Here is a 26,636-nt window from a genome sequence, read left to right on the forward strand (position 1 = left end):
AATAAAATAAAGAGTTAATGTTTTGTTATATAAGCTTATATAACAAAGAGTCTTTACATGTTTACTTTAGTTTTTCTACTATTTTATCATAAACAAAACTATAATAGTCATGATATTGAGGTAATAAAATATTCTTTAAATTTTTAGTGGTTATAATAGTTTGTAAATCAAATAATTTAATCTCATCTACCTCTTCTTTTTGAATTATTAAATCTTCAATAGATGTTTTTAATTCTGCTATAAAAATGTGATGATATTCGTTATCTATTATACCATTATTATGGTTTATTTGATGTTTTCTCACACCAATTTTATATAAGTCATCTGGATTTATTGTGTAATCAATTTCTTCTTGTATCTCCCTAACTGCTCCAACAATAGTATTTTCACCTGCTGCTATATGGCCAGCTACTGAAATGTCCCATAAACCAGGGAATACTTTTTTAGTTAAAGCTCTTTTTTGAAGTAAAATTTTGTAATCTGAAGTATATAGCCATACATGAATAGTAGGGTGGAAGTAACCATATTTATGAGCTATTGATTTTAAACAGGTCTTGCCTGTGTAATTACCAAATTCATCAAGAATGTCAATTATTTCATCCATAAAAAAAGAGTCCCGCATTTTGCGGGACTTAGTATATTATTTAAAATAAGAGAAATCTTCTCCGTTTTCAATTTTTAAGAGACTTTGATATATCATTTTAATAACGTTTTCAACATCTTCTCTGTGAACCATCTCAACAGTGGTGTGCATATAACGTAAAGGCAAAGATATTAAAGCAGAAGCAACTCCACCATTGCTATAAGCAAATGCATCAGTATCAGTACCTGTTGCTCTTGATAAGGCAGAACGTTGGAAAGGAATATCGTTTGCTTCGGCTGCATCAATAATTAAATCACGAAGTTTTTGTTGTACAGCTGGTGCATAAGCAATAACTGGACCTTTCCCAATTTCTAATAAACCAGCTTTTTTCTTATCAATCATTGGAGTAGTAGTGTCATGAGTAACATCGGTAACAATAGCTACATTAGGTTTAATAGTTTGGGTAATCATTTCTGCACCACGTAAACCAATTTCTTCTTGTACAGAGTTTGTAATATATAAACCAAATGGTAAGTCTTTTTTGTTTTCTTTTAAAAGCCTTGCAACTTCAGCAATCATAAATCCACCCATTCTATTATCTAGGGCTCTACAAACAAATTTATCTCCATTTAATATATGAAACTCATCTGGGTATGTAATAACACAACCAACATGAACACCTAATTTTTCAACTTCTTCTTTAGTTGAGCAACCACAATCAATAAAAATATTATCTGGTTTTGGAGCTTCTTCTTTAGCTTTGTTACGAGTATGTATAGCTGGCCAACCAAAAACACCTTTTACAATACCGTTTTTAGTATGAATGTTTACTATCTTACTAGGTGCTATTTGATGATCACTACCTCCATTTCTAATTACATAAATAAGTCCGTTATCAGAAATGTAATTTACATACCATGAAATTTCATCAGCATGTCCTTCAATAACTACTTTATATTTAGCATCAGGATTAATAACTCCAACAGCACTTCCATAAGTATCTGTTATAAATTCATCTACATAAGGCTTTAAATAGTCCATCCAAATTTTTTGGCCTTCCCATTCATAACCAGTAGGTGCTGCGTTGTTTAAATATTTTTCTAAGAAGTCTATCGACTTTTGATTTAAAATTGATTTCTCAGCCATGTTTTTATTAATAAGATTTTATGAGAACTAAAAGATTAACTCCAAAACTTACGTTTTTCGTTTAATTCTTCTTGTTCTTTTATTTGTTTAGGAGTCATTACTTTTAAGAAAGATGGGTGTTGCTCAATGGCATATTCTATTCTTTCAACAATGTTTTCAATGCTCTCATTTTCGTAATCGATATCCAAAGGCTCTTTAATAACCATTGATTGTAAAACGTTACGCTTTTTTATTTGTAATCCTTTTTTATCAAAAGAACGTCTAAATCCATCAATTACAATAGGTACAACTACTGGTTTGTATGTTTTAATTAAATGCGCTGTTCCTCTTCTAATAGGTTTAAAAGCTGTCGTAGTACCTTGAGGGAAGGTGATAACCCATCCATCGTCTAAAGCTTTTTTAATATTAGAAATATCTGATAATTTAACTTGTCTATTAACATCTTTTCCACCACTACGCCAAGTTCTGTCAATAGATACTGATCCAGTATAAGCAAAGATTTTAGGTAAAATACCAGAACGCATGGTTTCACCAGCAGCGATGTAGTATACATTTAATTTAGGATTCCATATGTAACCAATGTTTCTAATATTATCAATACGTCCTTTTAAAGAAGCATTAAATACATGAAACATAGCAGCAACATCAGCAAAATATGTTTGGTGATTGGAAATGAATAAGACATTTTGATTTGGAAGTTGGCGTAAAATTTCAGAACCTTCAATTTGAAGTTCATTAAACCTACGATAACGTCCATGAGAAATAACTCCTAAGATACGTATAAGCCATTTTTTTATCCATAATATATGTCCAAAAGGATTCCTTTTAAATAAGGGCATATTGATGCAGGTTTTATTAGTATAAATGCTAAATTACAAAAGAAAAATAATACTGTTACTATTTAATTAAATCTTTAATTTCTGAAAGCATCATAGCAGTTGCTCCCCATACAATGTAATTATTTAGTTTAAAGGATGGTACCTCGATATTTTTCATGTATGATGTTTCCATTGGAGTGTAAACAATATTATCGTCATCCAGTAAATCTTGTGCTAATACCTCAATAATTGTAGCAACTTCATTATTTGGATTGAAAATTGGTTTTTGGTTACAGAACCCAATAAAAGGAGTAACTAAAAAATTACTTGGAGGAATATATGTGTTAGATAATTGTCTTATTACAGTAATATCTTTATTGTTAACCCCAACCTCTTCGTAAGTTTCTCTTAAAGCAGTTTGTTGAAGATTAATATCGATTTTATCTACTTTTCCACCAGGAAAACTTATTTGTGCAGAATGCGCACCATTATAACTTGCTCGTTGTGTTAGTAAAAAGTTTGTTTTATTTTGTTTATCGGGATAAAACAAAGCTAAAACTGCTGCTTTTTTAGGAGATTTTTGTGTAATCATTTCTTCTGTATATTTTCTCCTTAATTCAGGAGCTAGCTTAAATTGAGAATCTAAACCTCCTAAAGTACTATTTTGAAATCGTTGTATTTGATTAGTGAAATCAGAAAAAATCATTTTTTATAGTATTTTAGACAAACATATTGATTTTAATAGCACGAAGTCAATTTTTTGGCTCGAATTTTGTATTTTAAATACTATTAAAAATCAAATAAAATATATGAGTAAAAAATATAAATATAGAAAACTAGCTTTGAGTTTAATTTTTGACGCTGTAGGTTATGCATCTTTTATTTTACCAGGATTAGGAGAAATTACAGATGTTATTTGGGCTCCAATCTCTGCATTTTTAATGACTAAGCTATATAAAGGGAATAAAGGGAAAATTGCAGCGGCAGTATCGTTTATAGAAGAAGCAATGCCAGGTTTAGATGTGATACCTACTTTTACACTTATGTGGCTATATACTTATGTTTTTAGATCTTCTGATGAAAAGAAAAAAACAATTGAAATATAACCAAAACCAAGTAAACTATATGTTTAGTACCAGATTTTGGTTATTTATTATTGTTATTTTTTCATACTTAAAAATGAGAAATTATAGCTAATACCTAAATTCATATATGTTGAATTTAAACTACCACCTTTAGCTTTAACATGACCTAAAGCTCCTCTTAATTTTAACTTATCAGTTAATTTATAGTTGATACCTAAGCTAGGCTTTATTATTAAACCTTGACCAGTACTAATTCCACCACCACCAGCAGCTCCTCCTAATACTTGAAGGAAAATAGAGGTAGTATTATCAAATATTTTTTTTGATTGGTATCCTAAACCAACTATACCTTCAGCATAAGCTCCAGCATCACCAAAGTTAGCAAATGAGGTTTGGCCTGCTCCATAAATATGTTTATTTAAAAAGAAGTTAATTTGTAGTGATATCTGATGCATATTTTGACTAATCCCACTAACTCTTTGTGCGTTTATATATAAATCTTGTTTCAATATGGTTTCTAAACCTTTAAATACTCCTTTTGAAAAAGACAATGTTTTTGAATTTATGCCATCCTTATCTACATAATATTTTAGCCCAAAACCAAGAGTAGAGGAGGTGAAATGAGAATCTGGACTCATTAAATAACCTTTATTTAAAGTAGCATAAAAGTTGTCAAAAAGTTTTTGTTCAATTGAAAGATCAGGATAAATTAAAAAACCACCTTTTGTATCAACACCACCACCACCACCAGCACCTATACCAAATTTAGCAAGAATGTTGGTTCTGTTTTTATTCATAGAAAAATGATATCCTCCTCCTAGAAAAATATCCATATAACCAGCTTTAATTCCATGATAAGCACCGTCGGCTTTTACAAAAAAGAAAATGTTATCTGTTAAATATGAATTAAATTCAAATCCAGCTAACCGTATTGTTTTTCCTTTATATGAACCTTTAGTAACTGATAAGTTATTTAAATGCATTAATAAGGACAATCTACTACTAGGTTTGTTCCAGTCAGAGTCTTTTAAGTTGTTAAAAGAAAATTCAGTTTCTTTTTCGTCAAAACTTGAAGTTTGAAAGGATAAAGGAACTTGAACAGCTACATTTAATTGACTCCCTTTAATAGTTCCTTTATCAAAAAAGTTAACATAACTATAACCAGTTGAGATTGAAAAGTGTTTAAAGTCATATCCTAAATTAAAATGTGGTAAAATGAATGCACCACCTCCATCTGGAGCGTTTGCACCACCACCACCACCAAAATGAATACCGGTATCTATAAATAAATTATCAGTGATGTTTTTTTGAATTCCTGCGTTAATTCCTAAAGTGAAGAAACCACCTCTAATACCTCCAACAGCACCATAAAAGCCTACACCTGCATAACTCCATTTATTTATTTTTAAATTGTAATGTAAACCTGTGAAATCCATATTAGGCTCATTTTCAGGCATCTTTATTGAAAGGAAATCTAATTGACCAAAACCAATTTGGGTAACTTTGTTTGGTAATTTCTCTTGTGCGTAAAAAAAATGAACACTCAATGTTATACTTAACACAAGTGTTCTTTTCATTATGTTTTTAAACATATAAAATAATTGAATTAATTTTTAATGATGAATTTTCTGTCGTTTATTATTTATGTATGATGCTACAAAAGCATCTTTAAAACCTATTTTTGCTAGTTCTTTTTTAAAATATTTAGCTTCATTTAAAGTTGAAAATAATCCTAATGAATATTTAAAGTAACCATTTTTAGATGATATAATTCCAGGTATTAGATTATTTGAAAGTAATGGGTATTTTTTTGTTTGAAAAACTCCTAGTTGAACTGAGTAAATTGTTTTTCCTTGTACATTAGATTCAACTTCATTTATGGTGTCATCTAAATTATCAGTACTTACCGAAGCCATATCTTCTTTCTCTACTTTTTTATTAACTCTTTTTAAGCTGTCAATAACACGTTCAGCCTCTCTAGCTTTAATTTCAGAAATATTAACTTTATTATTAGTTATAATACCCTTATCATTTAATTTTCCGCTTTTAAATAAATAGATAATACCTAATGCTAACCCCAAAAAAAGACCTAATATAATATAAATGGTTCTAGATTTTTGCTTATGGTGTTTGTATGTTTCTTGAAGCTCACTTAACTCTTTTTCAGATTCTTCTCTTTTAAGTTTTGCTTTGTCAAAATCTTCCTGCATTAATTGATACTTCTCTTCCTCGATGAATGGCATACCGTTGTTGTTTTTAGTTGATTTTCGACCACTAAAATACAAATCTTTTTTTAGTAGTGTTTTTTATGATCAGTAATTGATATATTGAGGGTTAGCGTATATTGTCATTTTATCATCTCTACTAAAACCTATAAGGCATATTCCAAACTCTTTAGCAAAATCTACAGCTAATGAAGAACAAGCAGAAACAGCAATTATTATAGGTATTTTAGCAAAAAACGCTTTAGATACTATTTCGTAGGAAACACGACCACTAACTAGCATTATTTTAGCATTATTTAAATCTTTTTCTTTTAATAAACTTCCAATACATTTATCAACGGCATTATGTCTACCAATATCTTCTTTACAGGTTAATAATTTTTGATTTTTATTAAATAAAGCACAAGCATGACTTCCTCCAGAAGATTTAAATGTAAACTGTAGTGATGTCATTTGCAAAAACATTTGCTGAATTTTATTTGAATTTAAGGTATAAGTGTTTTTTATAGGTTCTCCAGAAACTTGAATATCGTTGATTTCTTTTTTACCACAAATACCACATGAAGAGACTGATAATAAAGTTCGTTTATTTAAGTAGCCTTTACCTATTTTTTCTTTATCAATAGTAACATTTATAATATCATGATGATTATCTTTTTTAGTTGTAGTATTAAAAGATAATGGTTCATTGCTTCTGTAAATATCTTCAGCATATAAAAGACCAGTAATTAAATCAATATCATTATAAGGAGTTCGCATTACAACGGTATAAGCTTCTTCATTAATGTTTATTTGCAAAGGAGCCTCTATAACTAAATTGTCATTTAACTTATTTGAAATGTTATTAGATACTTTTATCGATTGGTATGCGTTTACTTGTGTCATAGAGAACAAAAGTAAATAATAAAAAAAACAAAAATAAGAAAATAGGGTAGCATTAAAATAATTAACTTTATGCCCTGTTACTTTAAAAGTAGAGAGATTGATCTATATCTTATTATAATGAAAAAGGTTTTAAGTATTTATATTGTTTTTTTTAGTTCGTTAATTATAGCTCAGGTGAAAGATACATTACCAAGCTTTGTAGATGAATATTACCTTATAAAGAATGGTGATTCATTAATGATACAACTTAATGAAGTGTCAGTATTACCTAAGCATAAGTTTACTTCAAAAGTAGATGTACATTATTATTACTGGTTTAGAAGAAAGGTGTTCAAAGCTTATCCTTATGCCATGTTAGCTTCAAAAAGAATAGATAGTCTTAATGTACGTTTAAATAGAGTTTCTTCAAAAAGAAAGAAAAAGCAATATATAAAAAGAGTTCAGAAATATCTTGAAAACGAATTAACAAATAGGTTGAAAAAATTAACAAGAACGGAAGGTAGAGTGCTTTTAAAGTTAATTCATCGCCAAACAGGAAAAACTGCATTTGATAATATAAAGGAATTACGAAGTGGTTGGAAAGCTTTCTGGTATAATACTACAGCTAATTTATTCAAGCTATCGTTGAAGTCAAAATATAATCCAGAACTTAATAATGAAGATTATCTAATAGAAGATGTTTTACAAAGAGCATATATAGATGAAGCATTGATTTATCAAGAGCCTAAGTTAAAAATGAACTATGTAAGTATATTAGCAAATAAAAAAGGAGGGATTAATGTAGAAAAGTATAAAAAAATGTTTGCTAAACAACGTAAAAGAAAGAAAAGACGTAACACAAGGAAGTAAGCTACTAAACAATACAGTATAGGTATTACTGTAGGAAAATTGGCTTTTATAATAGTACACAAAAAACTTTTTGATTTAAAAGCTTAGTAGGTAGATAATTAAGAGTTGCTTTAAAAATAACTTCAAAAAAGTCATTGTCATGTTAGAAAAGGGGTCTATATTTGCACCCGCAAACGGATAAGCGTAGAGTTTAAAAGTAAGCAAAGTTCATTAAAATAGGGTTATTAAGATATTAAGCGAGGGTTAAAAAATAAGTTAAAAAAAGCTTGTTTAAAACAAATGAAAGTGAGTATCTTTGCAGTCCGAATTTTAGGGAATAGTTCATTGATTTATGGGATTTACAAATTAAAAAAAAACTTCAAAAAAGTTTTTGTCAGATTAAAAATAGTTTGTAGGTTTGCATCCGCTTAGAGAAAGCGACACGATTACAGAGATTTTGGAAAGACCGTTAAAAAGTCAGTTAGTTCGATTCTAACGTTTCTACAAAAAGTTAATTAAGGTTTTGATTGAGAGATATCAAGTATTAAGGTTAACAAAGTTCATTGAAAATATTGAAATTGACAGCGTAATTAAAGAGTAGAATTACCACAGTCTAATTAGTTAGATTAAAAAAATTCTTTTGAAACTTATTCATTAATAATATTAAAGATTATACAATGAAGAGTTTGATCCTGGCTCAGGATGAACGCTAGCGGCAGGCTTAACACATGCAAGTCGAGGGGTAACAGGGGAGCTTGCTTCCGCTGACGACCGGCGAACGGGTGCGTAACGCGTATAGAATCTGCCTTGTACAGGAGGATAGCCTTTAGAAATGAAGATTAATACTCCATAATATTGAGAAGTGGCATCGCTTTTTAATTAAACATTTATGGGTACAAGATGACTATGCGTCCTATTAGCTAGATGGTAAGGTAACGGCTTACCATGGCAACGATAGGTAGGGGGTCTGAGAGGATTATCCCCCACACTGGTACTGAGACACGGACCAGACTCCTACGGGAGGCAGCAGTGAGGAATATTGGTCAATGGAGGCAACTCTGAACCAGCCATGCCGCGTGCAGGATGACTGCCCTATGGGTTGTAAACTGCTTTTATACAGGAAGAAACAGTCGTACGTGTACGGCCTTGACGGTACTGTAAGAATAAGCACCGGCTAACTCCGTGCCAGCAGCCGCGGTAATACGGAGGGTGCAAGCGTTATCCGGAATCATTGGGTTTAAAGGGTCCGCAGGCGGTCAATTAAGTCAGAGGTGAAATCCCATAGCTTAACTATGGAACTGCCTTTGATACTGGTTGACTTGAGTTATACGGAAGTAGATAGAATGTGTAGTGTAGCGGTGAAATGCATAGATATTACACAGAATACCGATTGCGAAGGCAGTCTACTACGTATATACTGACGCTCATGGACGAAAGCGTGGGGAGCGAACAGGATTAGATACCCTGGTAGTCCACGCCGTAAACGATGGACACTAGTTGTTGGGATTTATCTCAGTGACTAAGCGAAAGTGATAAGTGTCCCACCTGGGGAGTACGATCGCAAGATTGAAACTCAAAGGAATTGACGGGGGCCCGCACAAGCGGTGGAGCATGTGGTTTAATTCGATGATACGCGAGGAACCTTACCAGGGCTTAAATGTGGTCTGACAGCTTTAGAGATAGAGTTTTCTTCGGACAGATCACAAGGTGCTGCATGGTTGTCGTCAGCTCGTGCCGTGAGGTGTCAGGTTAAGTCCTATAACGAGCGCAACCCCTATCGTTAGTTGCTAACAAGTAAAGTTGAGGACTCTAGCGAGACTGCCGGTGCAAACCGTGAGGAAGGTGGGGATGACGTCAAATCATCACGGCCCTTACGTCCTGGGCTACACACGTGCTACAATGGTATGGACAATGAGCAGCCACTATGCGAATAGGAGCGAATCTATAAACCATATCACAGTTCGGATCGGAGTCTGCAACTCGACTCCGTGAAGCTGGAATCGCTAGTAATCGGATATCAGCCATGATCCGGTGAATACGTTCCCGGGCCTTGTACACACCGCCCGTCAAGCCATGGAAGCTGGGGGTGCCTGAAGTCGGTTACCGCAAGGAACTGCCTAGGGTAAAACTGGTAACTAGGGCTAAGTCGTAACAAGGTAGCCGTACCGGAAGGTGCGGCTGGAACACCTCCTTTCTAGAGAAAGATGGTGAGTTACAAAAGAGGTACATTTTGCTCTTTGCTGTTAATTTTAAAACACACTAATATATAGCTATTATAGTCTCGTAGCTCAGCTGGTTAGAGCGCTACACTGATAATGTAGAGGTCGGCAGTTCGAGTCTGCCCGGACTACAAATAAAGAAGTATATATTAGGAAGGAAATTCTGGAAGTTAGAGAATTCAACATTCATAATTGAGGATTCATATTCTGAATTTCATAATGGGGGATTAGCTCAGCTGGCTAGAGCGCTTGCCTTGCACGCAAGAGGTCATCGGTTCGACTCCGATATTCTCCACCATTAGACTATAGGTCTAAAAACGTTCATTGACATATTGGTAAAAATGATATCGTAAAGAATCAAGATAGAGAAGTTAGATTACGATCTAACAACAATATTTTTATAAAAATAAAGAATTATAAAGAGCTCGTTGTAGTAGAGATACTGCAGCAAAAAGTACAATAAGCTAAATAAGGGCGTATGGCGGATGCCTAGGCTTTCAGAGGCGATGAAGGACGCGATAAGCTGCGATAAGTTACGGGAGTGGCACACACATTATGATCCGTAAATTTCCGAATGGGCAACCCGGCATGTTGAAGACATGTCACCTATTTATAGGAGCAAACCGGAGAACTGAAACATCTAAGTACCCGGAGGAAGAGAAAACAATAGTGATTCCGTTAGTAGCGGCGAGCGAACGCGGATTAGCCCAAACCAATGCTGTTACGGCAGTATTGGGTTGTAGGGCTGCGACATTAGAGTCTAAGTGAACTAGAATCGTTTGGAAAGACGAACCAAAGAGAGTGATAGTCTCGTATAGGTAAGCGAAGATAATATAGCAGTACCCTGAGTAGTGCGGGACACGAGTAATCCTGTATGAATCTACCGGGACCATCCGGTAAGGCTAAATACTCCTGAAAGACCGATAGTGAACTAGTACCGTGAGGGAAAGGTGAAAAGAACCCTAAGTAAGGGAGTGAAATAGAACCTGAAACCGTACGCCTACAAGCGGTCGGAGCACATTTACTGTGTGACGGCGTGCCTTTTGCATAATGAGCCTACGAGTTACTGTTGCTAGCAAGGTTAAGGATTTAAGGTCCGGAGCCGAAGCGAAAGCGAGTCTGAATAGGGCGACCATAGTTAGTAGTAGTAGACGCGAAACCGAGTGATCTACCCATGGCAGGTTGAAGCTGTGGTAACACACAGTGGAGGACCGAACCAGTTGACGTTGAAAAGTCTTTGGATGACCTGTGGGTAGGGGTGAAAGGCCAATCAAACTCGGAAATAGCTCGTACTCCCCGAAATGCATTTAGGTGCAGCGTTGAGCGAAAGTTTTATAGAGGTAGAGCTACTGATTGGATGCGGGGGCTTCACCGCCTACCAATTCCTGACAAACTCCGAATGCTATAAAATGTTACTCAGCAGTGAGGGCATGGGTGCTAAGGTCCATGTCCGAGAGGGAAAGAACCCAGACCATCAGCTAAGGTCCCCAAATATATGTTAAGTTGAAAAAACGAGGTGAAACTGCTTAGACAGCTAGGATGTTGGCTTGGAAGCAGCCATTCATTTAAAGAGTGCGTAACAGCTCACTAGTCGAGCGGTTTTGCATGGATAATAATCGGGCATAAACATATTACCGAAGCTATGGATTTTATACTAAGTATAAAGTGGTAGGGGAGCATTCTATTTGCGCAGAAGGTGTACTGTAAGGTATGCTGGAGCGGATAGAAAAGAAAATGTAGGCATAAGTAACGATAAAGGGGGCGAGAAACCCCCTCACCGAAAGACTAAGGTTTCCTCAGCGATGCTAATCAGCTGAGGGTTAGTCGGGACCTAAGGCGAATCCGAAGGGAGTAGTCGATGGCCAACAGGTTAATATTCCTGTACTTCTTATAATTGCGATGGGGTGACGGAGTAATGAAAGCACCGCGAACTGACGGAATAGTTCGTTGAAACATGTAGGTATTAGACTTTTAGGTAAAATCCGCTAGTCTAGCTGAAGTGTGATAGTACAACAAGTCTTCGGATGCGTTGATAGTGTGCCTAAGGGCTTCCAAGAAAAACCTCTAAGCTTCAGATTATGAGAACCCGTACCGTAAACCGACACAGGTAGTTGGGATGAGAATTCTAAGGTGCTCGAGAGATTCATGGCTAAGGAACTAGGCAAAATAGACCTGTAACTTCGGGAGAAAGGTCGCCAGCAGCAATGCTGGCCGCAGTGAAAAGATCCAGGCGACTGTTTATCAAAAACACAGGGCTTTGCTAAATTGAAAGATGATGTATAAGGCCTGACACCTGCCCGGTGCTGGAAGGTTAAGTGGAGGGTTTAGCTTCGGCGAAGATCTAAAATGAAGCCCCAGTAAACGGCGGCCGTAACTATAACGGTCCTAAGGTAGCGAAATTCCTTGTCGGGTAAGTTCCGACCTGCACGAATGGTGCAACGATCTGGATACTGTCTCAGCCATGAGCTCGGTGAAATTGTAGTATCGGTGAAGATGCCGATTACCCGCAGCGGGACGAAAAGACCCCGTGAACCTTTACTATAGCTTCGTATTGACTTTGGATAAGTAATGTGTAGGATAGGTGGGAGATAATGAAGCGGCGTCGCTAGGCGTTGTGGAATCATCCTTGAAATACCACCCTTTGCTTATCTAGAGCCTAACTCAGCGATGAGAACAGTGCGTGGTGGGTAGTTTGACTGGGGTGGTCGCCTCCAAAAGAGTAACGGAGGCTTCTAAAGGTTCCCTCAGCACGCTTGGTAACCGTGCGTAGAGTGCAATGGCATAAGGGAGCTTGACTGAGAGACATACAGGTCGATCAGGTACGAAAGTAGAGCATAGTGATCCGGTGGTTCCGCATGGAAGGGCCATCGCTCAAAGGATAAAAGGTACTCCGGGGATAACAGGCTGATCTCCCCCAAGAGCTCACATCGACGGGGGGGTTTGGCACCTCGATGTCGGCTCGTCACATCCTGGGGCTGGAGAAGGTCCCAAGGGTTGGGCTGTTCGCCCATTAAAGTGGCACGCGAGCTGGGTTCAGAACGTCGTGAGACAGTTCGGTCTCTATCTGCTGTGGGCGTTAGAAATTTGAGTGGATTTGACTTTAGTACGAGAGGACCGAGTTGAACTGACCTCTAGTGTACCTGTTGTCACGCCAGTGGCACTGCAGGGTAGCTACGTCGGGAAGGGATAAGCGCTGAAAGCATATAAGCGCGAAACCCACCACAAGATGAGATTTCTTTAAAGGGTCGTGGGAGATTACCACGTTGATAGGCTATAGGTGTAAGTGCAGTAATGTATGTAGCCAAGTAGTACTAATAACCCATAGGCTTATGTACGTACTTCCCCTCCTTGTGAGGGGAAGCAAACTCTTTGAAACTTTACAATATTATATTTATCAATATGTTAACTTATACAGTTGAAATACACTGAAACAATTTAAGGTGATTATTGCAATGGGGCTCACCTCTTACCATTCCGAACAGAGAAGTTAAGCCCATTAGCGCCGATGGTACTGCCACAGGTGGGAGAGTAGGTCGTTGCCTTTCTTTTAAACCGTTCTTTAGTAAGATAAAGAACGGTTTTTTTTTGTGCTATACCTTACTTTTTTAACACAACCTAAATAATCAGTAATTCAATACTGTGGGAGTAGATCGTTGGAGAGTTTAAACTCTTAATTCTATATATTAATTAGTTTAATTTTTTAATTATTTTGATTAAAATTAAGTTGGTTTTAATCGCTAGTAGAATTTTTATTTAGAATTTTTCAAATTCTTTTTTGAAATATTATATTTTTTAAGTTATATTTATGTTGACTAACTATAATAATGAAAAAATTGCCTAATTTATTTAAGTTTGATGAAATATCTGATGGAGATAATGACTTCAAAGATTTAATGATAGGAATTTTTAAAAAAGAATTTCCTATTGAAAAAAAAGCTTTTTTTGACTCATTTGAATCTGAAAAATATAAAGAAAGTGCTGAAGTTGTTCATAAATTAAAGCATAAAATTAATCTGTTGAGTTTAGAAGAAGGTTACATATTAGCTTCAAATTTTGAAAGCCAATTGATTAATAATTCTTTTGAATTATTTGATGAATTTGTTATTATATTAGAAACAATTGAAAATTTCCTAAAAAAAATATAAATGATTAATTCAATAATAATAGATGATGATGAATTAGCTAGAGTTATTATTTCAAAATATTGCTCTAGATTAGATCATGTATCTGTATTAAAGTCTTTCGATAATGCTTTAGATGCTTTAGATTTTATTAATAAAAATAAAGTTGATTTAGTTTTTTTAGATATACATATGCCAGATTTAACTGGATTTGACTTTATTGATAGCTTAAATAATCCTCCAAATATTATTTTAACTACTTCTGATGTTAATTTTGCTCTAAATGCTTTTGAATATAAGTGTATAGTTGACTATCTAGTAAAGCCAATTAAATTACCAAGATTTATAAAAGCCGTTTCTAAAATTGAAGTAGAAAAAAACACATCGGATGCAGATAAAGAAGTAAAGAGTGAAGATAGTAATAATGAGTTGTATGTTAATATTGATAGAAGGTTAGTTAAAATTCTTATTTCTGATATTTATTTAATTGAAGCTAAAGGTGATTATATAAATATTAAGACTGAATCTAAAAATCATATTGTACATACTACAATGAAAAAGATTGAAGATAAACTTCCTGAAGATCTTTTTTTAAAAATACATAGATCTTATATCATAAACCTTAAACAAATTATAGATATAGAGGATAATAGTGTTCTAATTAAAAAAGAAGTAATACCAGTTAGTAGGTCAAATAGACCAGAATTGATGAAAAGACTTAACCTTTTAAATTAGATTATAATTTAAAGGTTAATTTTTAATTCAATACCTATATCATTAAACTCGAAACCTGAAGCATTACCAACTGCTTGATTGCTATATTTTCCATATAGTTGAGCTGTTATTTTTTCTGATGGCTTATATCCAAAATATAATTCACATCTAAAACTTTGTTGTTTAGGGTCTTCATTAATTAATTGATAACCATAAGCAGCATTTCCTTTTGTAATCCATTTCTTTGAGCTAGGAAATAAACTAAAATCAATAAATGCTTCAAATACATAGTATTTTTCAGGGCTAAAATATACATTAGCTCTTTCTTTATCAAACCCCATAATAACTGAATTTAATCCTACTTTTATGGGAGTTTTTTTATTAACTAAATAATAGAGTGAAGTAAATAACAAGTTTCTACTATTCTCATCAGATTGTTTTGTATAATAATATTGAGTAAATAAACCTATATCATATTTTGTTAGTATATGATAATTAGCAAAAAGATGATTTTGACTAATTTTTGAATTAATTAATTGTACATTAAAATTATGATACTCTTTTTGATAATAAATATTAAAATTCTGATTATAAGCTAATCTTGTTTTTAAACCAATTTTATAGGTTACATCATTATAATTAGTAGCTCCTTTTACTTTTAAACTACCTATTTCTCCTTCTAATTGTATCTTGTTAGTTAAATTATATGAGGTTTTTAAACCTATTGATGTTTGTTTTGAGGTATCATTGTTTAATAAAAAAGTAGATACTCTGTAGTTATAATACCCTCCAATACTAAGTTTAGTTGATAATGGATAAATAACTTCTGTATTGGAATTGATTGATTGATTATCACCACTATCAGATGTTATACTTAACTTTTGATGAATTTTAGGTGTATACTTTTTTCGTATTGTTTTTTTTAAGTTTAATAATTGTGTGTTTGATTTATCTAAAAGTAATGCTTTATCAATTGTTTTTAAAGCTGCTTTATTTTGGTTATTGGCTAAATGTGTATAGGCAAGGCCAATATATATTCCAAGTATTTTAGGATCTAGATTTATACCTTTATTATAATGATAGATGGCTTTACTAAATTTTTTTAAATTACTATATGTATTTGCAAGACCTAATTGAATTATAGGATTAGATTGATATTTTTTTGATAGATTCAAATATTTTTTGAGAGCTATATCGTATTCTTTATTCCATAATAAACATTCTGCAGCGTTTATGTTAAATTCAAGATTTTCAGGTTCAATAGTTAATAATTCATTAAAAATTAACTTGGCTTTTACAGGGGCTCCATTCAAACCTACAGCTCTACCATAGCATAGTTTTGCTGTTTTATTTGTTGGGTATTCTTTCAAATAAGATTTAAAAAATATCTCAGCGTCTTTAAAGTTACCTTTTTCTAGGTAATTAAAGCCTCTATCCATTGAAGATTGGCCTATTCCTTTATGGTTTATTAAAAAGATAATAAGCAATAGTAATGATTTCAATAATCTTTTCATATCTTATATTTTTTATTTATGCCAAGTTAAGACATAAATACCTTTTATTAATCTATAGTAAACTGCATTTTGTCGAAACTAATTGAAATATGGAAGTAAAAACAGGAACTTTGAACATGTTAAATTTTTTAAATTGATTAAATATGTTACAAATAAACTATATTAAAGGAAAATATGAATTAGAAGGAAATTTAGTTTTAGAAAATTCAAGAAGTTTAAAATCGTATTTAGAAACGTTATTAGACTATAATTCTAAAGTTATTTTAAGTTTGAAAAATATTAAAGCTATCGATAATTCAAGTATAGAAGTTCTTTTTGAGTTATGCAAAAAAGCATCACAAAATAATAAAGTACTAAAGGTTTTTGGAAAAGCGAATAAAAAAATAACGAAAACTTTAAATAATTCTAAATTAAAGGAGTTTATAAAAGATTAATAGTGTTAATGGGAATTTCAATACTAAAAAAAGAATTTAAAATTAGTGCGTCACAGTGGTTCATGATAAGTGTGATGATTGTTAACGCTGGTAATTATATATATAATTTAGTATTGGGTAGGTGGTTAGGGCCAAGTGTTTTTGCAGATGTAGCATTACTAATTACATTATTATTAGTATTATCATTTTTAGCAATGACCATTCAGCTGTTATGTGCCAAATTTATTATTGAACTACCTAAAGATAAATTATTAAATTTTAAAAGAGTTATATACAAATACACATTATTTGTAAGTGCTATTATAGGTTTATTGTGTGTTTTTTCTTCTGAATTTTTACAAACTATATTTCAATTAAATAATAAATATGTTTTTTATCTATTTGGTTTTGGAGTACCTATTTATTTTTTGATGAGTGTTTCTAGAGGTTTAAATCAAGGGAATCAGGAGTTTGTAGCTTTGTCTAAATCATATTTGTTAGAAATGTTTGGTAGACTACTAGTAACATTCTTTTTAATAGGGTTTGATATTGTTGAACCTACAATAGCTGTTGCACTAGGTATTTTGATCTCATTTATTTTTGGATTGTATCCTAACCAATTTACTTTTTCTAGTTTAAAAGAAAAATCAATTCTATCAAAATTAGAAACAAAATCAATTTATAGTTTTTTATTAATAACAGCTTTATATGAAGGGACTCAAATTATTATTAATAACTCAGATATTTTAATTGTAAAACATTTTTTTAACCATAATGAAGCTGGATTGTACGCTTCATTAGCATTAATTGGTAGAGTAGTATACTTTGTTATTTGGATGTTAATTATGGTACTTTTGCCAAAGGTTATTCAAGCAAAAAAAGAAGGAGGAAACCCACAGAAAATTTTAAATAGTTATTTAAAGTTTATATTAGTTTTAACAATATCGTTAGTTACAGGTTGTTATTTGTTTCCTGAAATAATAATTAAACTTTTATTTGGAGAACAATATATAAGTTTGGGATTTTTATTGTATAAATATGCATTAGCAACATCATTATTTGCTTTGGCTAATTTATTTGTATATTATTTTTTATCATTATCAGACTATAAACCTGTTATAATGGCAATGGTATTTGGGATAGCTCAAGTAACTTTATTAATTAACTTTCATGAATCATTAGCCCAAGTAGTACATATACAAATTATGTTGATGGCTGTTTTATTAATTTGTATTTTATTTTATAATTTAAAAAAAAGAATGAAGCTTAACTATAAATAGCATCATTGTTTTTAAAGCTTTTAAATTCCAAAGGATTATTACTTAAATCTAAAACAAACATAGTTTGTTGCTCTTCATTTTTATTTTTGTATCGTACTTGAGGGTCAATAATAAATTTCACATTATATTTTTTAAGTTTTAGTTTAATTTCTGAAAATTCTGAGTTAGATATAATGCATCCGAAATGAGGTATTGGCACCTTTATTTTATCTACGATACCACAGTAATCTAATTCTATGATATTATTTGAAACATGGGCAGAAAGCTGATGTCCGAAAAAATCGAAGTCTACCCACTTTTTAGTTTGCCTACCAATTTTGCATCCTAATATTTTATGATAGAAGTATATAGTACTTTCAATATCTTTTACTTTAAATGCTAAATGAAATTTTGAGTTCATATTAATAACCTTTATTTATTGATACAATGTTTAGTAATTCTCTATTGTTAAGAAAGTTCTTATAATTTTGTATAACTTGATTACTAGCAGTTTTAATATCAGTAAGACTAGCAATATGTGGTGTTATTTTAATTTTTGAATGGTTCCAAAAAGGATGATTAAGAGGTAAAGGTTCTTCTCTAAAAACATCTAAATAGGCTCCTTGTAATTGATTACTATCTAAAAATGATATTAAATCATTTTCAACTAAGTGTTCACCTCTACCTACATTAATTATGATTGCGTCTTTTGGTAGTTTTTCAAATAGATTTTTATTTAAAATGTTTTTTGTTTCTATTGTTAAAGGAAGAATATTTATTAAAAAAGATGTGTTTTTTAGTAATACATCTAAGTTTTGTTTACCATAAAAACATTCTACATTTGTTATCTCTTTTTTAGAGGTACTCCAGCCTTTAACCTTAAAACCAATTTTCGAAAAATTTGAGGCAACAGTTTTTCCAATTTTCCCTAAACCTAAAATAGTTATTACAGTATCATTTATTGTTTGATAATTATGTTGTTCCCATTTCTTGTTATTTTTATTTTCTAAATAAGTATCTAAGTTTTTTATTTGATTTAATACAATTGAAATTAAATATTCCCACATATCATTAGATAATTTAGAGTCAACTATTCTTGTGAGAATAATATTATTATTGATATCCTGTGATGATACTATATGATCAATTGAAGCACCAACTGATTGAATAACTTTTACATTAGGAAATTTTTTTAAGATGTTTTTTTCAGGTTTCCAGCAAATAATAAATTCTACATTAGCAGGGGCTTTAACATTAGGATAAGTTTCTATGGTAGTATTAGGCATTTCTTGCTTGAGTTTTTTAGCCCAAGGCTCTGGGTTTTTATTGTTGAAAATAATAAGAATACTCATTGTTATAATTTTAGTAAAGATAAAATGTGTAAGGCAATTTAAAAAATTGATTAATAGTTGTTATTGTATATTAGCCATTTAAATATGCTTTTTATTCAATAATTAAAGTTTAATCAATGGTAGATAAAATAGATTTAAAAATTATAAATATTTTAAAGGAGAATTCTAGAATATCTTTTGCTGACTTGGGACGTGAAATAAGTTTATCTCCTTCATCAATAAGAGAGCGAGTAAAAAATTTAGAAGACAATGAAGTTATTAAAAAATACAGTATTGATATAAATAATAAAAAACTTGGATATGATTTAGAAGCATTCATTTTATTAAAAGTATTTCCTGGAAAACTAAAGAATATGTTATCAATAATAAGTTCATTTGAAGAAGTAAAAGAAGTACATCGAATAACTGGTAATCAAAATATACATTTAAAAATTGTAGTAAAAGATCAACAGCATTTACAATCATTATTAGATAATTTAATGGAATATGGAGATACTACAACTTTTTTAATACTATCTAAACTATAATTGTCTTTTTTAAATACAAAACTACTTTGAAATTTTATCAAAGTAGTTTTGCTTCTATTTAGGGGAAAAAAGGGGAAAATTGTATTTTATTATGCTAGTACCTGATCTATTGTAGTATTATAACTTTTTTCAAAAAGATCTAAATACATTTCACATATTTTAGACATAGGAAAAGCTGTAGCTGCTTTATAATTAGTTTTTTCTAATTGTATTCTATATAATTGTTTTTCAAGAATTACTTGTATAGCATCTGACAGCGTATCTGAATCATTAGAATTAAAAAACTCACCTTGATATCCTTCGTCTTGTATTAATTCTTTTAAATCACCAATATTAGGTAATACAACAGCCTTACCATAACTTCCTGCTTGATGAAGTACTCCAGAACTTCCTGTTGTTGATGTATAAGGAAATACTACCAAAGTACTTTCGTTAAATATCGTTTCAACATTTTCTTCAGGTACATATCCGGTAAAAGTTAATTGAGCTATATCTTTATATTTATTTTGTACACTTTTTAAATAGCCTGGAGTGTTTGGGTTATCAGTACCAGCTATCACAATTTCTATATCTTCATTTGTACGCTTTCTAATCTTCTCAACAGCTTCAATAATAATTTCAACTTTTTTATAGGTTCCAAACTTACCGAAAGTCATTACTTTTTTTGTTCCTTTTATTAGTTGGTAACTTGGTTGTTTAGCAGTTTCAAAAGTTCCATGAGGTATTACAACAACGTTATCAGCGTTATATTTCTTTTCAAGAATACGTTTATATTTTGGAATAGTTACAGCAACATTATTGGCACTTAATATAAGTTTGGTTAAACAATAACCTATTGCTTTATACACGACTTTTAATAACGGATTTTTTGTAAAACCTGCACTTTCTAAATCTACAGTTTCTAAAATATTATGAATTAAAACTGTTGAATGGATACCTAACAAACGAGTGATTTTTGGTAACATTAAACCTAAAGCTGCAGCAATTTTTTTATGGCCAAATTTCATAAACTGAAAATTAAATAAAACTTGATTTGGTTTGTATTGCTTTATTGCTTTAGTAACGGTAAAAATAGAAGTGTAACTATTAAACTTCCAACATTCAACTATTGTAACTTTTTCTGAGTATGGAAAATCTAGTATTTTATCTTCTTCTGTTGTATCACAAAATAGAATGATTTCTTCTATTTTATCTAAAGAAACGAAGTTTTTAACTAAATGATAGGCATATTCATTTAAGGTTATTTTACTTGGAGGAAATGATGTAACAATACCTAATTTCATGTGATAGCATTTTAAGTTATATTATAAATTTAAAATGAATATCCATGTTTGTGTGTTCTATTTCGATAAAATAACAATTACTAAAGACGAATAGTTGTTGATAAAGATTATTTATAAGTAACAATATACTTAGCAGCTTTTTTTAAATTTCCTTTTTTATCAATAAAGCCAAAGCTTTTTTGTGGGCCTATTTTATGAGGCATTTTACCAAAAATTTTTACATCTATTTTAGGAAAGTCGTAAAGAGTCCAACTAACAAAGTGATTAATATTTAAATCATGAAAATTTTGTTGCATATTTTTATGATATTTAGCTTGTTTCTTTTCGCTATATCTATATAAATTCCATATGCTATTGTATGAGTGCCTTCCAAACTCTTGAACTACTATTGGTTTGTTTACTTTCTTTTTTAAATTTAAGTAAGCATTTTTAAAGTCAATAGTTTTTTTATAATAATGAAATGAAATGAAGTCCATTTTGTTTTTTAATAAATGTCCAACTTCAGGAGTACTCCAACCAATAGTTATTGGAGTTTTTTGATCGTATATACGAATCCTAGAACTAATAAAATCTAACCAATTTAAAACTTTCTCTTTTCCATAATTTTTAAAATCTAAATCAGGTTCATTTTTAATGTCATACTGTAAAATAGCTGGATGCTTTTTAATTTCATTTATAATAGTTTCTAAATGTCTATCACAAAGTGTATAATCTAATACTTGATAATTACTGTAAAAATCAAAAAAGGTAACAATAACCTTAAGGTTATTTTTTTTTGCTAGATCTAATGTGTTTTTTAAATGATTTAAATATATTTCTGAAACATTCTCTTTACCAAAAAGTTTATAGGGAATAAAAATTCTAACCGTATTTAATTTTAATTTCTTTATTATGTTAAAGTCTTTATTAACCGTAATACTATCGTATTTTTTCCAAAAGTCAAACCAAGATGTTTTTTGAGGATAATAATTAATACCTTTTATTTTAAAGTTCTTATTAGTAGTTTTAAAAGTTTCATTTTCTTTTAAGAGAATTTTATCACTAATAATGTGCCTAACCCTCCAAAAACCATCTTCAAGTAGTAGAATAGCTTTATAATTTTTTAAAGTTTTTTCTTGATGTATTAATTTTTTCTTTTTGTAATAGAAAGTTTGTTCTTCAACATTTTTATCATCTAAATAAACAACTTGACCATCTTCCGAAAAGAATTTTATAGTTACATTATGATTAACACTTGTTGATCGTATATTAATAGAGTTTTTACTATTGAATTGAATTATTTTTTTAATTTTTACTTGGGCTGAATCTGTATAAAAATCTTCAATAGCATTATAATCATTATTTTGCAAAGCATATTTTTTTACATACCAAGATTTGAGGTAGTCTTTTTTTATATTTTTTATAATTTCCTCATTAGGGTCTCGACCTTCTACATTATCATAATTAACTTTTATTTTAGGTAAATAATATGTGTTGTTTTTTAAGTCAATATGTAATAATTTACTTCTATCCGCACCAGAATTAAACTCATAATAAATTTTAGAAAGTAAACTTATTAGTAATAAATTAACAAGAACAAAAGTTGTAATTATTACAACTTGCTTAAATGTTCTTTTATTTAAGAGTGTTTTTTTCATAAATCAATCTATTTTTTTAGTGTATTTTATATTCAAAGAATTGCTTGAAGCAAATCCTTCAACATAAGCTTTGATATTAAATGATTTAATTTTCTCAGGATGAACGAATTTAGTTACTGCAATTCCATTATTTGTTTTTCCGTAAGCCTTTAAATGCGTATCATCATTCGATATATAAAAACTAACAATAGTACCGTTTTCAATAATATTATTAAATTGATCTTTTATAACAGATGTTTTAAAAGTAGTTAACTCTTTACCATCAGCAAATGAATTATTTCTGTCGAAAGAAATAGAAAAATTTGTAGGATTATTTGAGAGTATAGATAATTCTAATAGTTTAGATTTTAAACTATCAATATAAGTTCTAACAAATATTTTACCTGTTTTAGTTTTGCTATATATGTTTTTATAACTTAATAGTTCGGTTGTATTTATATTAGTGTTTAAAGGTGTATTTCTATATAACTCATAAGCAGTATAATTAGAACGATTTGGGTTGTCATAAATATCGTTTGGTATTACAACAAGCATGGAATAATCGGTTTTAGATGCTACTATATATGGAGGGCCACAGTAAGTTTCAAGTAAAGTTGTTTTTTTTTGGGGTTTAATAATTAGTTTATCAGTTAAAATCTTTTTCTTATTAATAACTATTGCGTAATTTAAAATACCAGAGATTGTAGAAAAGTGTTTTGGAATTATAAAAGTTAATTGATTATTTTTTACTTGTGGTTGCAAAATAGAACTACCATAATCATTATTGATAAATAATAGTATATCACTAATTATAGTATCAGTTTTAAAGGTGAAATGAATATTTTCACTGGCATATACTGATCTAGGTTTATTAATCCAACTAATTTTTGAGGTTTGATTATTAGGTACAAGTTTGATTTTCTTGTTGTTTTTACAAGAAATTAATAATAAAATAAATATGTATAATATGAACCTCATTTAATTACCAATAAAATTAGCGATTTGAAACTTTATTTGAAATTCATTTTTCTGAATCATAATGTTTTTATTTTTAGATTCATTATAGCCTTCTAATCTATCAAATGTTCCCTTTTCATTTTGAACACCATTAACATAACAATTTTCAGTAGTTTCTGATATTATTTCAATCATATCAGTTACTATTGGTGTATAATTAAAGTATCCTTTTCTATGAGGGCGTATGCTTTCTTTTAAAAATAGATGGTCAACCCATACAAGTTTATCATTTTTATAGTACGAAATTAATGTTTGGGCTATAGTAACTTCTTTATAACCTGTATTAAATAACATTCCTGATATTTTATCATTAGTATAATTAAGAGCATTAACTTGTACAGATTGGTACAAATTTTTAGTAGCTACTGTAGTACCAACATGCAATACAAACTTAACAGGTTTTTGATCAAACTTTTTTAAATGAAATTCATTAGGGTCGAAACTTTTATTTTTTTTATCAGAATCAATCCAAGCAATTTCTTCAAAATCTATTTTAAAAACTGTTTTTTCAAAAGGATTCAAATAGTGTTTGTTTTGAAGCTTGGAACTATAACTAGCTAACTCATTATTTTCAGCATCATATAACACAGCTTTTAAATTAATAGCAGAAGGAAAATAGTCTATATTTTGTAATTCACCAATAATATGATACTGATCATTATTTTGGACCAATTTAGCATTATTAATGTATGCAATAGGTTGTGGTAAAACATCTTCATGATGGGTTTGTTGAGTAGTTATTTTACGTCTACCTTGATTATAAAATATAGTTTCAGGAGAATTAAAAAACTGATTAGAGGGTTTGTAAGGATCAGGTTCTTCAGGTAGTATAAACCATTTGTTATTTTTCGAAATAGTTTTTATAATTTCTTTTTTATTAATTATTTCTAAAGGAGTAACCCATTTAGTTTTTGCTTCTATTAATACAGTATCATTTCTTTTGTTAATTATTTTAGTTCCGATATTTTCTAATTTAGCATAAGAACTTAATAATCCATCACTAACTGATATTTCAAGCATGAATTGATCTAGTGTTTTTTTTGAATTTCTATCTAAATAAGAATGAGCTTTTGTAAATCTTTTAAAATCTAAAGCATCATAGTATGCTTTTACTACATTTATTGATGAATTTTGTGTTCCATTTTCGTCATATATAAAATATGCACCTATAATAGCGGCAAATAGTAGCATTGTATTCCAAGGTAGTAATGTTTTGGAAAAAGAGAAAGATGCAGAAGGAGAATTCTCATTCTTTAAACTCACTATTTTATTTTTTGAAAATAAAAAGGTTCCTATAAACCAAAAAGTAGCTAATGATAATAATATGACAGGAACAAACGACCATATTATTTTTTGATACCTTGGAATATCAATTTTAGGTAATATGGATGCTAAAGGTTTAATATTTTTCTTTTCCCATACCATTATACCGTTTTCAAGATATGAGAGTTTTTCCCATCCTGTAAAATATAAAATAGGATCATAAAATTTATCGTTAGAAAAAATATATTTTAGATTAAATTTTTCTGAATTCGCTAAAAATTGTTGAAGAGATCCAATTCCTTCAATCCCACGATATTTTGAGTTTTCCAGGCGTTCAACAGCTCTAGTGGTTAATTCAGGAAGTCGCCTAGCGGAATGATAGTTGCCATCAACTGACAAGGCTCTAGTTTGTGATGCTAACCATGCCATTTGATCACCAAAACCAAGCGTTAAATAACGCCATTTATAATGCATATCTTGGTTTATGAAGTTTACAATTGGTAACATTTTAATAGCTCTAGGTTGTGAAGGCCTAAATTTCCCTAAATTAATAGTGAAAATTGCAAAAAACAGAATAATGCTACCTATTAAACCAATGCAAAAGGTATAGTATGTTTTACCAAATTTTTTACTTAAATATGTTTTATAATCAGATTTTGATAGACGATAAAAAAACTCTCCAGCAATTGGGAAACTCATTATAGAAGCCCAAAAGGTAAAACGATCTAATGTCAGTATAGAAAAGGCATTTTCACCTAAAATCATTCTAGGTAGTGGGGTAGTACCACCAGTACCTAATAAAACAAGCATAGAAAATGAAATACCAAAAAATAATAATCGTTTACTAAAAAATCGATAAAAAAGATATGGGAATAGGGTTAAAAGAATTCCATAAGGAATTAAAAAGAACACGAGACCAGATGATAAAACTTCAAGAAAGTTATCACGAGAACCATGTGGTATTGGTACTTGAGTTATTGGATTGTTTTTAGTATTAATCCAATAAGGTAAAATGCATACTATCATTATAACTAATGATAAAAAGCCAAATGTTAAAATTGGTTTCATTGACTTTAGCAAATGTTTTACAAAAAATAAAAAACGGATATTCTTATAACTACCAGTGAGGTCCTTAATGTTATCCATAATAGCTAAACCTATTAAAGGGAATATAAAAAAGACCATTCCGAATATTGGAGTTACATGATGAGAGCAAACCATTAATCCCATTAACAATAAAGAAGAAATCAAATATTTATATTCTTTTGTACGAATCCAATAGTAAATTTCAGGTATTGAATGCATTAGCAAGGATATTCCTGCTAATGTTGGTAATTGACCAAATACATGTAAAGTTTCGATAAAAACGGAAGAGAATACTGAAAAGATAGCAGCAAAGCCAGCATAGTCTTCGTTTTGAGTAAGTAATAAGCTAAATCGATAAACACCAGTAACAAATAGTATAATAATTATAAAAGAGTAACTAAATAAAGCAAATTTAAAACCGCCAATAAATGATAGTATCGCTAATGATTGATGAACAAGTGGCGGATACCCCATTATACTAAATCCAGTGTACCATTTATAAGACCATGGTTCTTGCCAATTATTAGCATAATGCTCTGCAAAAAATAAATGTATTAAAGCATCATAAGTTTGTTCAATAGTATAAAACACTGCACTACCATGAAATAGTAAGGCAAACCCTAGGGCTAATAATAAATATTTATTTATTGAGTTTTTCATTAATTTAATTATAACATTCTAA

21 protein-coding genes, 2 tRNA genes and 3 rRNA genes are annotated in these 26,636 nt (G+C 30.5%); 12 read left to right on the top strand and 14 right to left on the bottom strand.

Going from position 1 to position 26,636, the window contains the following annotated elements; translation table 11 throughout:
- Nucleotides 1–61: 61 nt before the first annotated feature.
- Genes BLV71_RS12925 through BLV71_RS12940 form a run of 4 tightly spaced genes read right to left on the bottom strand, consistent with a single transcriptional unit; the run spans nucleotide 62 to nucleotide 3,253 of the window.
- Nucleotides 62–604 carry an NUDIX hydrolase gene (locus tag BLV71_RS12925; protein ID WP_093870958.1) on the bottom strand — a complete coding sequence of 181 codons (543 nt, stop codon included), beginning with the start codon at nucleotides 602–604 and terminating at the stop codon, nucleotides 62–64.
- A 36-nt stretch (nucleotides 605–640) separates the two neighbouring features.
- A complete protein-coding gene (locus BLV71_RS12930) occupies nucleotides 641–1,729 on the bottom strand; it encodes a M42 family metallopeptidase (RefSeq protein ID WP_093870959.1) in 1,089 nt (362 codons plus the stop codon).
- A gap of 35 nt (nucleotides 1,730–1,764) precedes the next feature.
- Complete coding sequence (locus BLV71_RS12935) at nucleotides 1,765–2,568, bottom strand: lysophospholipid acyltransferase family protein (RefSeq protein WP_093870960.1); 804 nt, start codon at nucleotides 2,566–2,568, stop codon at nucleotides 1,765–1,767.
- A gap of 58 nt (nucleotides 2,569–2,626) precedes the next feature.
- On the bottom strand, nucleotides 2,627–3,253 hold the full coding sequence (locus BLV71_RS12940; RefSeq protein WP_093870961.1) for an NUDIX hydrolase: 627 nt from the start codon (nucleotides 3,251–3,253) through the stop codon (nucleotides 2,627–2,629).
- 103 nt (nucleotides 3,254–3,356) lie between these two features.
- Between BLV71_RS12940 and BLV71_RS12945 the strand changes: the two genes are divergently transcribed.
- On the top strand, nucleotides 3,357–3,653 hold the full coding sequence (locus BLV71_RS12945) for a hypothetical protein (RefSeq protein WP_093872029.1): 297 nt from the start codon (nucleotides 3,357–3,359) through the stop codon (nucleotides 3,651–3,653).
- Nucleotides 3,654–3,706: 53 nt separating this feature from the next.
- On the opposite strand, the gene BLV71_RS12950 is transcribed toward BLV71_RS12945, so the two are convergent.
- The 3 genes from BLV71_RS12950 to fdhD form a co-directional block, all read right to left on the bottom strand.
- Complete coding sequence (locus BLV71_RS12950) at nucleotides 3,707–5,209, bottom strand: hypothetical protein (RefSeq protein WP_093870962.1); 1,503 nt, start codon at nucleotides 5,207–5,209, stop codon at nucleotides 3,707–3,709.
- A 36-nt stretch (nucleotides 5,210–5,245) separates the two neighbouring features.
- Nucleotides 5,246–5,875 carry a hypothetical protein gene (locus tag BLV71_RS12955; RefSeq protein WP_093870963.1) on the bottom strand — a complete coding sequence of 210 codons (630 nt, stop codon included), beginning with the start codon at nucleotides 5,873–5,875 and terminating at the stop codon, nucleotides 5,246–5,248.
- A 69-nt stretch (nucleotides 5,876–5,944) separates the two neighbouring features.
- On the bottom strand, nucleotides 5,945–6,742 hold the full coding sequence (fdhD, locus tag BLV71_RS12960; RefSeq protein WP_093870964.1) for a formate dehydrogenase accessory sulfurtransferase FdhD: 798 nt from the start codon (nucleotides 6,740–6,742) through the stop codon (nucleotides 5,945–5,947).
- A 117-nt stretch (nucleotides 6,743–6,859) separates the two neighbouring features.
- Between fdhD and BLV71_RS12965 the strand changes: the two genes are divergently transcribed.
- The 8 genes from BLV71_RS12965 (at nucleotide 6,860) to BLV71_RS13000 (ending at nucleotide 14,645) form a co-directional block, all read left to right on the top strand.
- Nucleotides 6,860–7,591, top strand: coding sequence for a DUF4294 domain-containing protein (locus BLV71_RS12965; RefSeq protein ID WP_093870965.1), 732 nt, complete (start codon nucleotides 6,860–6,862; stop codon nucleotides 7,589–7,591).
- A gap of 653 nt (nucleotides 7,592–8,244) precedes the next feature.
- Nucleotides 8,245–9,764, top strand: a 16S ribosomal RNA gene (locus tag BLV71_RS12970).
- An 82-nt stretch (nucleotides 9,765–9,846) separates the two neighbouring features.
- Nucleotides 9,847–9,921, top strand: a tRNA-Ile gene (locus BLV71_RS12975).
- Between the two features lie 89 nt (nucleotides 9,922–10,010).
- A tRNA-Ala gene (locus tag BLV71_RS12980) sits at nucleotides 10,011–10,087 on the top strand.
- A gap of 159 nt (nucleotides 10,088–10,246) precedes the next feature.
- Nucleotides 10,247–13,124: ribosomal RNA gene (locus tag BLV71_RS12985) — 23S ribosomal RNA — on the top strand.
- 101 nt (nucleotides 13,125–13,225) lie between these two features.
- Nucleotides 13,226–13,334, top strand: a 5S ribosomal RNA gene (gene rrf / locus BLV71_RS12990).
- Together the 16S, 23S and 5S rRNA genes with 2 tRNA genes alongside form the textbook arrangement of a ribosomal RNA operon.
- 279 nt (nucleotides 13,335–13,613) lie before the next feature.
- Entirely contained in the window at nucleotides 13,614–13,934 is a 321-nt protein-coding gene (locus tag BLV71_RS12995; RefSeq protein ID WP_093870966.1) for a hypothetical protein, read from the top strand.
- A 3-nt stretch (nucleotides 13,935–13,937) separates the two neighbouring features.
- Nucleotides 13,938–14,645: a LytR/AlgR family response regulator transcription factor gene (locus BLV71_RS13000; protein ID WP_093872030.1), complete on the top strand. Its 708-nt coding sequence runs from the start codon at nucleotides 13,938–13,940 to the stop codon at nucleotides 14,643–14,645.
- 8 nt (nucleotides 14,646–14,653) lie between these two features.
- Here BLV71_RS13000 and BLV71_RS13005 read toward each other — a convergent pair whose 3' ends face one another.
- Entirely contained in the window at nucleotides 14,654–16,138 is a 1,485-nt protein-coding gene (locus BLV71_RS13005; RefSeq protein ID WP_143032788.1) for a tetratricopeptide repeat protein, read from the bottom strand.
- Between the two features lie 143 nt (nucleotides 16,139–16,281).
- On the opposite strand from BLV71_RS13005, the gene BLV71_RS13010 reads away from it, so the two are divergent.
- Nucleotides 16,282–16,572: an STAS domain-containing protein gene (locus tag BLV71_RS13010; protein ID WP_093870968.1), complete on the top strand. Its 291-nt coding sequence runs from the start codon at nucleotides 16,282–16,284 to the stop codon at nucleotides 16,570–16,572.
- Between the two features lie 8 nt (nucleotides 16,573–16,580).
- Complete coding sequence (locus BLV71_RS13015) at nucleotides 16,581–17,831, top strand: oligosaccharide flippase family protein (protein ID WP_255405199.1); 1,251 nt, start codon at nucleotides 16,581–16,583, stop codon at nucleotides 17,829–17,831.
- Here the strand turns inward: BLV71_RS13015 and BLV71_RS13020 are convergent.
- Both BLV71_RS13020 and BLV71_RS13025 read right to left on the bottom strand, forming a co-directional pair.
- Nucleotides 17,818–18,231 (bottom strand): VOC family protein, encoded by a 414-nt coding sequence (locus BLV71_RS13020; RefSeq protein WP_093870969.1) that lies wholly within the window; start codon nucleotides 18,229–18,231, stop codon nucleotides 17,818–17,820. The two genes, BLV71_RS13015 and BLV71_RS13020, sit on opposite strands and share 14 nt — an antisense overlap.
- A gap of 1 nt (nucleotide 18,232) precedes the next feature.
- On the bottom strand, nucleotides 18,233–19,162 hold the full coding sequence (locus BLV71_RS13025) for a 2-hydroxyacid dehydrogenase (RefSeq protein ID WP_093870970.1): 930 nt from the start codon (nucleotides 19,160–19,162) through the stop codon (nucleotides 18,233–18,235).
- A gap of 116 nt (nucleotides 19,163–19,278) precedes the next feature.
- Here BLV71_RS13025 and BLV71_RS13030 point away from each other — a divergent pair, with 116 nt between their 5' ends.
- A complete protein-coding gene (locus BLV71_RS13030) occupies nucleotides 19,279–19,689 on the top strand; it encodes an Lrp/AsnC family transcriptional regulator (protein ID WP_093870971.1) in 411 nt (136 codons plus the stop codon).
- A gap of 89 nt (nucleotides 19,690–19,778) precedes the next feature.
- On the opposite strand, the gene BLV71_RS13035 is transcribed toward BLV71_RS13030, so the two are convergent.
- The 4 genes from BLV71_RS13035 to BLV71_RS13050 form a co-directional block, all read right to left on the bottom strand.
- Entirely contained in the window at nucleotides 19,779–20,972 is a 1,194-nt protein-coding gene (locus BLV71_RS13035; RefSeq protein WP_093870972.1) for a glycosyltransferase, read from the bottom strand.
- A gap of 107 nt (nucleotides 20,973–21,079) precedes the next feature.
- The gene (locus BLV71_RS13040) at nucleotides 21,080–22,609 is read right to left on the bottom strand and encodes a glycosyl hydrolase (RefSeq protein WP_093870973.1); all 1,530 of its coding nucleotides are present in this window, start codon (nucleotides 22,607–22,609) and stop codon (nucleotides 21,080–21,082) included.
- A 3-nt stretch (nucleotides 22,610–22,612) separates the two neighbouring features.
- Nucleotides 22,613–23,566 carry a hypothetical protein gene (locus BLV71_RS13045; protein ID WP_093870974.1) on the bottom strand — a complete coding sequence of 318 codons (954 nt, stop codon included), beginning with the start codon at nucleotides 23,564–23,566 and terminating at the stop codon, nucleotides 22,613–22,615.
- Nucleotides 23,567–26,614 carry a glycosyltransferase family protein gene (locus BLV71_RS13050; protein ID WP_093870975.1) on the bottom strand — a complete coding sequence of 1,016 codons (3,048 nt, stop codon included), beginning with the start codon at nucleotides 26,612–26,614 and terminating at the stop codon, nucleotides 23,567–23,569.
- Between the last annotated feature and the right edge of the window lie 22 nt (nucleotides 26,615–26,636).

Source organism: Tenacibaculum sp. MAR_2010_89 (genome assembly GCF_900105985.1).
In the GTDB taxonomy this organism is placed as follows: Bacteria; Bacteroidota; Bacteroidia; order Flavobacteriales; family Flavobacteriaceae; genus Polaribacter; species Polaribacter halocynthiae.

Coding starts and splice junctions, on each gene's coding strand:
- BLV71_RS12925 (WP_093870958.1), bottom strand. CDS start 604: ATGGATGAAATAATTGACATTCTTGATGAATTTGGTAATTACACAGGC.
- BLV71_RS12930 (WP_093870959.1), bottom strand. CDS start 1,729: ATGGCTGAGAAATCAATTTTAAATCAAAAGTCGATAGACTTCTTAGAA.
- BLV71_RS12935 (WP_093870960.1), bottom strand. CDS start 2,568: ATGCCCTTATTTAAAAGGAATCCTTTTGGACATATATTATGGATAAAA.
- BLV71_RS12940 (WP_093870961.1), bottom strand. CDS start 3,253: ATGATTTTTTCTGATTTCACTAATCAAATACAACGATTTCAAAATAGT.
- BLV71_RS12945 (WP_093872029.1), top strand. CDS start 3,357: ATGAGTAAAAAATATAAATATAGAAAACTAGCTTTGAGTTTAATTTTT.
- BLV71_RS12950 (WP_093870962.1), bottom strand. CDS start 5,209: ATGAAAAGAACACTTGTGTTAAGTATAACATTGAGTGTTCATTTTTTT.
- BLV71_RS12955 (WP_093870963.1), bottom strand. CDS start 5,875: ATGCCATTCATCGAGGAAGAGAAGTATCAATTAATGCAGGAAGATTTT.
- fdhD (WP_093870964.1), bottom strand. CDS start 6,742: ATGACACAAGTAAACGCATACCAATCGATAAAAGTATCTAATAACATT.
- BLV71_RS12965 (WP_093870965.1), top strand. CDS start 6,860: ATGAAAAAGGTTTTAAGTATTTATATTGTTTTTTTTAGTTCGTTAATT.
- BLV71_RS12995 (WP_093870966.1), top strand. CDS start 13,614: ATGAAAAAATTGCCTAATTTATTTAAGTTTGATGAAATATCTGATGGA.
- BLV71_RS13005 (WP_143032788.1), bottom strand. CDS start 16,138: ATGAAAAGATTATTGAAATCATTACTATTGCTTATTATCTTTTTAATA.
- BLV71_RS13010 (WP_093870968.1), top strand. CDS start 16,282: ATGTTACAAATAAACTATATTAAAGGAAAATATGAATTAGAAGGAAAT.
- BLV71_RS13015 (WP_255405199.1), top strand. CDS start 16,581: ATGGGAATTTCAATACTAAAAAAAGAATTTAAAATTAGTGCGTCACAG.
- BLV71_RS13020 (WP_093870969.1), bottom strand. CDS start 18,231: ATGAACTCAAAATTTCATTTAGCATTTAAAGTAAAAGATATTGAAAGT.
- BLV71_RS13025 (WP_093870970.1), bottom strand. CDS start 19,162: ATGAGTATTCTTATTATTTTCAACAATAAAAACCCAGAGCCTTGGGCT.
- BLV71_RS13030 (WP_093870971.1), top strand. CDS start 19,279: ATGGTAGATAAAATAGATTTAAAAATTATAAATATTTTAAAGGAGAAT.
- BLV71_RS13035 (WP_093870972.1), bottom strand. CDS start 20,972: ATGAAATTAGGTATTGTTACATCATTTCCTCCAAGTAAAATAACCTTA.
- BLV71_RS13040 (WP_093870973.1), bottom strand. CDS start 22,609: ATGAAAAAAACACTCTTAAATAAAAGAACATTTAAGCAAGTTGTAATA.
- BLV71_RS13045 (WP_093870974.1), bottom strand. CDS start 23,566: ATGAGGTTCATATTATACATATTTATTTTATTATTAATTTCTTGTAAA.
- BLV71_RS13050 (WP_093870975.1), bottom strand. CDS start 26,614: ATGAAAAACTCAATAAATAAATATTTATTATTAGCCCTAGGGTTTGCC.